This is a genomic window from Lacticaseibacillus nasuensis JCM 17158 (assembly GCF_001434705.1).
Lineage (GTDB): Bacteria > Bacillota > Bacilli > Lactobacillales > Lactobacillaceae > Lacticaseibacillus > Lacticaseibacillus nasuensis.
In genome coordinates, this window is sequence record NZ_AZDJ01000001.1 from 135,767 (window position 1) to 144,111 (window position 8,345).

Below are 8,345 nucleotides of genomic sequence, written 5' to 3' on the forward strand. Positions count from 1 at the left end.
GTTATTGAGGGCTATACTTGAGAAGCTCGAAAGGGTTTAAAGTATTAGTTTTATCATTTATATAGAGGGGTGGCATCAGTATGGTTGGGGATTATCGTAAGCTCTCAAATCACAATCCATTGCGGCATGAGTCTGCAACTACTGCACGCATCAAACTGTTTAAAGGCAAAGGTATCTGGCTAACATCATTAGTCATCGCAGTGGGTTCGGCTATGTCGATTCAAGGCCAGACTACCCAGGCTGCGACCACCGGAACATCTGACAATGCGCCGGCTACCGTTTCAACCGTTGATACGCCTGCTACGGTGGCCGCTTCCCAGCACCCTACCGGTATTGCTACACGTACAAGCGGGGATTTCGCTGGCCAGGCAAGTATACCGACAGAGGCCGCCGGCGGTGCCGCGGCCTCAGTGAAGTTATCTGCCAGCAGCGCATCATCAGAACCGGCAACCGCCAAGACGGCGGAATCACAGGCTGAATCACAGGCTCCTGAAGCGCAGGCCCCTGAAGCCCAGGCTCCTGAAGCACCGGCCCCTGAAGCCCAGGCCCCTGAAGCACCGGCCCCTGAAGCACCGGCCCCTGCAGCAGGACCGTCAACCGGTGGGGTAGATGAGACGTCAAATGGCGTTGACCCAGATGACCAGGTATCACCGGAGAATAATACGGTTACGCTGACGCTCAAGTATTATGATGATAACCAGATCCTGAAACCTGACATCGCCAGCAGACCGCCAGTCGTATTAACTGGGCAAATCGGCCAAACGGGGACCTACACGGTTGATGTTCCGGCAAACTACCAGTTAGCCCCAGGTCAACCTGCTACCGTTTCGTACACATTTACCACTGACGGCGCCGTTCAATACATTCACCTGGTTCACATCCTGACTCCGAAACAGGTCGATACTCATCGGTACATCGTGTACTTCGTTCAAGGCCTGCAAATTCAGCCACCCGAAAGAGTCATCCAGACTGTCAATTGGAACGGGAAAATAGATACTGTTACAGGCTGGTATCTCGATTTCGTGCCAACGCAAACGGAGTATCCGGAGCAAATCACGCCAGTGCTGCCTGGCTATACACCAGAGCTGGTAAACTATTCAGGATCACTGCCGTTTCCCCCGACTTCTATACCCGCACTGCCTGTCAGCAAAATGGGTTTTTCTGGTCAGCCCGGTGACCCCACAAACTGGAATATTATGTACGTACCAGACATGCAGCATGCGACCGTTAATTTTGTCGACAAGGCGGGTAACGAGGTAATCCCCCCTCAGCACATTCAAGATAAAACGCTCACTAAAGTTGATCACAGCACCATCAATATTCAAGCGGCAATGGATAAGGGGTATACCCTCTATCAGGACGGGACTCTCGGCGCTAGGTATGATGACCTCACTGGCCAGGACCAGATCTATACAGTTGTATTAACCCCGATTGAAAAAGCCAGTGTTACCACCAATCTGGTACCCCATGATTCAACCGGAAGATTGCTTAGCCCGGACAAGCCAGTCAGCTATACCGGCAAACCCGGGGATCTAATTACGACTGACGTTGAGCTCCCGAGTGTGCCAGGCTATACACCTGATTTGTCAAACAAGCCACAGGTGCCTGAGCCAACCCGCACAGATCATAAACTCACGGAACCGGATACCCCAATCACTTATCTTGCTGATGCCCAAACTGTGACTGTGCATTATCTGGACGAGCAGGGTAATCAGATAGTCACAGATACATTACTGACCGGGGTAACAGACCAGCCGATTAATCACGCGCTGATTGCGCCGAACATTCAGGAAGCCATCGCGAAGGGCTATTCGCTTGTCGCTGACCAAACGGTTGGGGCCAAGTTTGACAATATTGCTGACAGTAAAGCAAAGCAAAACTTGACAATCAAATTTGTCCCAATTGAAGCAGCCAATAGCTTTACCCCGCTGATCCCTGAAGACCCATTTGGCAACCCGCTCAAGCCTGTTAATCCGGTCACGATTAAGGGCAAGCCGGGTGATTTAATCAGTTTAACTCAGCTACCGAAAGTGCCAGGATACACGCCAAGGCCAGGTCAGAATCTTAAAGTGCCAGATGACCCAACAAATCCAAATGGGCCAATCACTGTCATTTACGAGACCACAATCAACACTGCGGACGGTATTCGGGTCTACACCGTTGATAAAGTTGACGATCCGGTATCTGCAGTGACCTTTGCACTGCAACCTCAAGGCCCAGATGGCGAATCAATCGGCACCCCAATCCAACTCGTTGGCAATCCAGGTGAACCAATTTCTAAAAAGGACATTCCCGAATCTTTTGCCGGTGGCTATCAACTCATTCCAGACCAATTTCTGACAGTGCCGAACACGTCGAGAACGACCGTGTCAGTCCTGTATAGCCAAACCAAGAGCATGGTCGACGAGCCGCCATTTGTCATTTCTAACCCTGCTCAACCTGGTGGTAAACCTGACGTATCGATCAGTGATGGCGGCCTACCGAATACTCAGGGCGACCCAACGGCCCCTGATCAGAATCTGACTGGGCCAAGCACGGCAGACAGCACTGCCATTGCATTAGCAGCTCCTGCTTCAAAAGGGCTGCTGTCATCTGCCAGTCAAACCCCGGGCAAGGCCGTGAAGTCTGGCCGCGTCCTGCCTCGGACAGGGAACGCTCACCAGTCCGGACTCGTTGCGCTTGGCGCCGCCTTGCTTGCCCTGATGGGTTTCGGAACACTGGAGATTCGGCGCAAGGCTTAGGCTTTTTAACTAATTGTATAGCGCCTTGGCAAGAACAGTTGACCATCATTTATGGGCGCTTCAGCAAGTGAAGTTGTGCAGCGTTTGTGAGAGTATCTAGACCTTAATTGGCCTCGGTACTCTTTTTTGGTTGAACTGATGAGTGAGTAGAGACTGTGTGCGAGGGTCGGGGTGGCAATCAGGCTTTGCGTTGGCCATGCTTTCGATTCAGCTTAGTTCGAGCGCGGGAAGGCTTGAGGACCTCGAAACAGACAAATTCATCCAAACCAAGAACCAGGCAAACCAGCAGTCCCCCTTGCCAAAGCGGCGACTGGGCGGCTGGCACCAAGGACTGGGCAGGAAGGCTGGGCCGATTCCTGTCAGTATTTTCTCGAATATCCTTGTAGATAATAAGTAAAACCTTTTGCCCCAACAAAAATATAACGGCGGTGGTTTCAAGGCGAAGAATCCCGCCAAACCGGGATTTAAAGACAGTCTTTCATGAATATAACGCTGGCTTGCATTGGCTTTTGCTTATTTTACTCAAAAATTTAACTTGTTATTTCTGCGAGTTTTGGATAAGCTATCAAAAGTGTGGGGTAAGCTTGAGGCATCCGCAATGGGGAATTCAAACACTTGGAGGATGCGTAACATGAAAAAGTTGCAATCGTTAGCGACGGCGGGGGCCGTGGCGTTGACTGCGTTGGTGTTAGTGGCGTGTGGCGGCGGTAAGAAAACGGCGACCACCACAACCAGCACCGGGAATAACAGTGTCAAAATTGTTTCGGGCACCTATATCATTCCACAAGATGCCGATGCGGCGAATGGCTATAAATATCTCGCCTTGAACCTGTCCGTGAAAAATAACGGCATCAAGGAGAATTTTTATTCCAGTAGCTTCAGCCTAAAGAGCAAGGACGGCAGCAAGATCAAGACCGAATACGTCGACGATTCTGACGACGAAACGTTCAAGGGTATGGACAATGAGAAGCTCGACAAGGGTGAAAAGGCCAAAGGTTACGTCGTCTTCAAAGTGAAGCCGAAGACGAAGTACACCTTGGAATTCGAGCCATACGGTGACGGCGGCAAGGACGTGAAAAAGTCCGAGCTGAAGGTCAACACCGGCAAGTATCTGGACCAAACCGCTGACGGCCAAAAGGCGCTGAAGGCGTATATCGACAATGTGTTCATGGGCTTGAACGATAAGGATTACGATACGCTCGTGGCCAACGACCTCGACGCGGAGCGCAAGACTTATGCCACCGAAGTACGCAGCTATTTGGAAAAAGACGTCGTGGACGATCCGTTGACGGATAGCGCCTTTACCAAGATGCTGGGCCAACTGCAGGCGGCTAACGTCAAGGCCGGCGCGGCGAAGTACCAAGTGGAATACGCCTACCCAACGAAGGTGAAGATCGAAGTGACCCCGACGGTTTACAGCCTGACGGACATGAGCAGTGAAATCTCCGACTTGACCTCCGAATTGATGAAGAAGGACACGTCAGACAAGTACGACTACGACCAGCTGGAACGCATGGCCAAGGAATACTTCGTCGCTTCATTCGACAAAGTCTTGGCCGACCTCAAGCCAACGTCTTCGGATTACGGCAACGACATCGAACTGGTGAAAACCGATGGCAAGTGGAAGATCGACACGTCGAGTGATGACTACGAGACTTTCGCGGAACCATTCACTGGCGACCAATACTAATTTGTTCTCGGCCTCGCTCGGTCACGCGTACATGCGTGACTCGGGCGAGGCTTTTTTGCTGCCTTCATAGATAAATGTCATTGAGTGGGGCAAATGTTAAGGTTTTAGGCGCTGAGGGCCGGTGTTACGGCGTTTTTGTGGTTGGTGAGCGGCGCACTTCCATTTAAGCGAAAAATTCGCGGTCGGTTCTGGCCAGTTGGTTAAATGAGAAAACTCTCATCAAAATTGGCGGCTGTAACCCTTGATCTGACAGCATTTTGAAAAAAGTTCGAGTGGCGACCTTAACATTTGGCATTCTCAATGACATTTATAGGTGTAAGGGTTATTCGCCGGCCGGCAATTCTTCTCGCACAGACTTGGGCAGTCAGCACCATTTCGCCTAGGCAGGAGCGCCAGCATTATTCGCTCAGGTGAGAATCGCCAGCTTCTCTGATTCAGGTGCGAGCACGCCAGCAACATTGCGCTCAGACTCGGACGGTCAGTGTTATGCGTCCAGGCTGCGGGCCGCCAGCAGTTTTCGCCCAAATTGCCAACCCATCACTCGACCGTGCATTATCGGCGTAAGCCCGCGCAGCTTATGACTGGTTGGCTGGTGAATCAATTGCCACTTTTCGAACAACCACGCATCTCGCCACGCGGACATGAGTGAGAACACTGCGTTTCTCCTCACCATTCGCCCAGGGCTTGCCGTGCCTCGCTGTTCCATCGGGAATTGATTCACCACTCGTGCGAGAGATTGCCGGCCGGCGATTCCGCACAGACCTCGGGCCGTCAGCATTATTCGCCCACGCATCAGCAACTCGCGCGGGGCTTGCGCAAGCCCCACCGTGATCGCGGAGACGTCCGCGATGCGGCGAGCTAGTTTCACTCGAGGGGAACTGGCCGCGCGTCTGCCGTCAGCGTCATGACCTGGCGGTTGCTTGTTGCTGATGCGCCAACGCACCCGCACCGGAATTTCTCGGTGACGGGTGCGTTGGTGTGTCCAGAATTTTTGCCGGAGAAATTTTGGCCAAAAAAAATCCTGACAGTTTTTGTCAGGATCGTCGTGACTGGAAAGGATAGGCGACTACCACGTTTTGGCCATGGCCTGATACGCGACGTTAATGTCAGTCAGCGCAAACGTCTTGGTGAACACCTTGCCGGAATGAATTTTGCCGTTGAGAACTGCATCGAGCAAGATGTAAATCATCACGTCGTCAGGGGCTTGAATCGTTGGCTTCTCGATATTCTCGATAGCCACTTGACCGGGCTGGATAAAAATTGTATCTATCAAATGATATTCCGTCATTGTGATAGCAAAATGCTGGCGTTAGTCAGGCTGATGATGAACTGATACTTCACCCGATGCTAAATATTTAATGAGCTGACCAAGTATGCTTCTAAGCGACGACCGTGGCTACTTGATTTGGGGAGGGACTGCTACTTCTCGTTATGGAAAAATTGTATAATATCAATTATTCAATTATTGAAGGTGACTACATTTTGCAATACAACCAGAAGCAGTTCCACGATTTTCGACGCCGGTACCACGATGATTGGGCGCCAGCTCATTTGAAAACAATCAGGTGGGTTTATGCCGCAATGATTATCTTGGCCCTTCTGTTTCCCGCAGTTTGGTTGCACAAAGTATACGGCGGACAAGGGCTTGCCGGCATCTGGGGGTTGTTGGGATTAACCCTCATTGGCACAATTCTGTGCGGCGTGACGGGCAAACCGATTAATCAGGCTTGGCAAATCGGTGGGGATTTATTGTTGCTGCTGGTCGGTGCGATTGTGCTGGGGGTACTATTTCTGGCTTTTGCCTACGCGTATTTGCAAATCACGCTGCCAGCGGCATCCGTCGCTTGGACAGGATTGGCGGTAGTTGTTGTATTCTGCGGTGACGTTATTCATATCGGACGCTTGATTGGCAAATATTACTATAGTGGATCGGCAAAACGAAATAAGGCAAGCTGGGGTGATCTCATTATCCCAGTGGTGTTGGTTCTGTTTGCCGTTGGTGTCTATGTCGCCGCCAATTTTGCGACCTCGATGCTCGTGATTAATACGCCATGGGCAATCTGGATTTTCCTCCTTGGGGGGCTGGTGTGCTTAGCCTATTTAATTAATTGGACGGCGCAAGTGTTTTGGGGGATTTATGCGGTGGTGAAGTTTCCTGAGATTAATCAGTCATAGGAATCATTGATAAGTGTGACGCGTGACGCGTCACACTATTGTTTGCTTGAGCAACCGTCACCAGGGTAGTCGAACTGATCTGGTAATCTTCGTGATTGTCTCGATAATCTCCCTACATAGATAATAGCCATCAAACCCGGAAATTTTCCGATTTTACGCCGCCAGCGCCGAGCTGACGGCATTTCTGGTTGGTCAGACGACGAATATGCTGGCTGGTCTCCATTTAAGCGAAAAATCGCGAATCACTGGCTGAGTGCGTGGCGCGTTCATTTAGTGTGCAATTGGGAGTTATGTTGCCGCGATTTGTTTGACTCCGCGTTCGGCATCGACCCACCCTGGGCCATTTTGAATTGGGGGATTCATACCTCAGTCCGTTCCGGAAAACTATCAGAGAGCAGTATTCCTTTGAGTTTGATCCCTGCCAGTTAATAAAGTGTCAACAATCCGGGCAAAATTGTCGCGAATCTTTGGTGGTACCGGGCCTGATTGCTCGGTAGAATGATTTTGTTCCTAATCTGAATGGAGGTAGTGGTATGAGTTTGGGGCAGAACTTGGCGGCTGCGAGGCGGCAAGTCGGCCAATCGCAGGAGGCGGTCGCGGCGGATCTCGGGGTGAGTCGGCAAACCATTTCAAAGTGGGAAACTGACGAGACCTTGCCGGACATTTATCAATCCAAGAAACTCGCCAACTTGTACAATTTAACGTTGGATAAGCTGGTCAGCTTTGATCCAGACGTCGAGCGAATCGAGCATGTGATCATGAACACGTCCGATGAGACGGAACAGAAGGTGGATTGGACCGCGGCGTGGGCGAAAAAATATCCCGTGTTGGCAACTTATCAGCAGGAAGTGGCGACTGAGCGGTATGCCAAGGTACTCCGCGACCAAATTTCTTCGTTGCAACATGACTACGGCTATGATCGGCAAGATGCCTTTCTGGTGCTTAAGGATATTTTGGCCAAGCAACTTAAAGGATGAAGTGGCAGTTTGAGGATTGAGCGGCGGGATGGATGTGACGCGTGACGCGTCACATTTTTTTTGCTTCGTGGGGTAGAAGTAGTGCCGGCATTCTAGAACAATGATTGGACCATTTCCGTACTCGCGTCATTGAGCACCCCTACATAGATAATAGCCATTAAACCCGGGAATTTTCCGATTTTACGCCGCCAGCGCCGAGCTGACGGCGTTTTTGGTTGCTCAGACGACGGGGATGTTGCCTGGTTTCCATTAAAGCGAAAAATCGCAAATCACTGGCTGAGAAGCTGGGCCAATTTTTAAGATGAGGAAATGGTGAGAGCAGAAACCCTTACCGGACAAGTCTTCAAGGACACCCCCAAAAGAAAATCGGAAAATTTTCAATCTCAATGGCTATTACTAGTGTAAGGGTCATTCGCCGGCCGGCAATCTATCTCGCACAGACTCGGGCAGTCAGCACCACTCGCCCAGGCAGGAGCGCCAGCACTATCGCTCAGGTGAGAATCGCCAGCTTCTCTGATTCAGGTGCGAGCGCGCCAGCCCCGTTGCGCTCAGACCTCGGACCGTCAGCTTTATGCGTCCAGGCTGCGGGCCGCCAGCACCATTCGCCCAAATTGCCAACCAATCACTCGACCGTGCATTATCGGCGTAAGCCCGCGCAGCTTGTAATTGGTTGGCTGGTGAATCAGTTGCCACTTCTGAACAACCACGCATCTCGCCACGCGGACATGAGTGAGAACATTGCGTTTCTCCTCACCATTCGCT

6 protein-coding genes are annotated in these 8,345 nt (G+C 51.2%); 4 read left to right on the top strand and 2 right to left on the bottom strand.

The features are described from left to right. The first annotated feature begins 80 nt into the window (after positions 1 to 80). A complete protein-coding gene (locus FD02_RS00710; RefSeq protein WP_056949859.1) occupies positions 81 to 2,741 on the top strand; it encodes a mucin-binding protein in 2,661 nt (886 codons plus the stop codon). Between the two features lie 631 nt (positions 2,742 to 3,372). Next, positions 3,373 to 4,431, top strand: coding sequence for a DUF5105 domain-containing protein (locus FD02_RS00720; RefSeq protein WP_054722587.1), 1,059 nt, complete (start codon positions 3,373 to 3,375; stop codon positions 4,429 to 4,431). 1,066 nt (positions 4,432 to 5,497) lie between these two features. On the opposite strand, the gene FD02_RS11645 is transcribed toward FD02_RS00720, so the two are convergent. Then, positions 5,498 to 5,704 (bottom strand): hypothetical protein, encoded by a 207-nt coding sequence (locus FD02_RS11645; protein WP_054722588.1) that lies wholly within the window; start codon positions 5,702 to 5,704, stop codon positions 5,498 to 5,500. 158 nt (positions 5,705 to 5,862) lie between these two features. On the opposite strand from FD02_RS11645, the gene FD02_RS00730 reads away from it, so the two are divergent. Together FD02_RS00730 and FD02_RS00735 are read left to right on the top strand one after the other, a co-directional pair. After that, complete coding sequence (locus FD02_RS00730; protein ID WP_056949862.1) at positions 5,863 to 6,606, top strand: hypothetical protein; 744 nt, start codon at positions 5,863 to 5,865, stop codon at positions 6,604 to 6,606. 533 nt (positions 6,607 to 7,139) lie between these two features. Next, positions 7,140 to 7,583: a helix-turn-helix transcriptional regulator gene (locus FD02_RS00735; RefSeq protein ID WP_056949863.1), complete on the top strand. Its 444-nt coding sequence runs from the start codon at positions 7,140 to 7,142 to the stop codon at positions 7,581 to 7,583. A gap of 569 nt (positions 7,584 to 8,152) precedes the next feature. Here the strand turns inward: FD02_RS00735 and FD02_RS11415 are convergent. Then, the coding region (locus FD02_RS11415; protein ID WP_235806649.1) for a hypothetical protein at positions 8,153 to 8,345 on the bottom strand (193 nt) is incomplete at its 5' end.

Excerpts from the sequence above, each read along its gene's own strand:
- FD02_RS00710 (WP_056949859.1), top strand. The coding sequence starts at position 81 with ATGGTTGGGGATTATCGTAAGCTCTCAAATCACAATCCATTGCGGCAT.
- FD02_RS00720 (WP_054722587.1), top strand. The coding sequence starts at position 3,373 with ATGAAAAAGTTGCAATCGTTAGCGACGGCGGGGGCCGTGGCGTTGACT.
- FD02_RS00730 (WP_056949862.1), top strand. The coding sequence starts at position 5,863 with ATGGAAAAATTGTATAATATCAATTATTCAATTATTGAAGGTGACTAC.
- FD02_RS00735 (WP_056949863.1), top strand. The coding sequence starts at position 7,140 with ATGAGTTTGGGGCAGAACTTGGCGGCTGCGAGGCGGCAAGTCGGCCAA.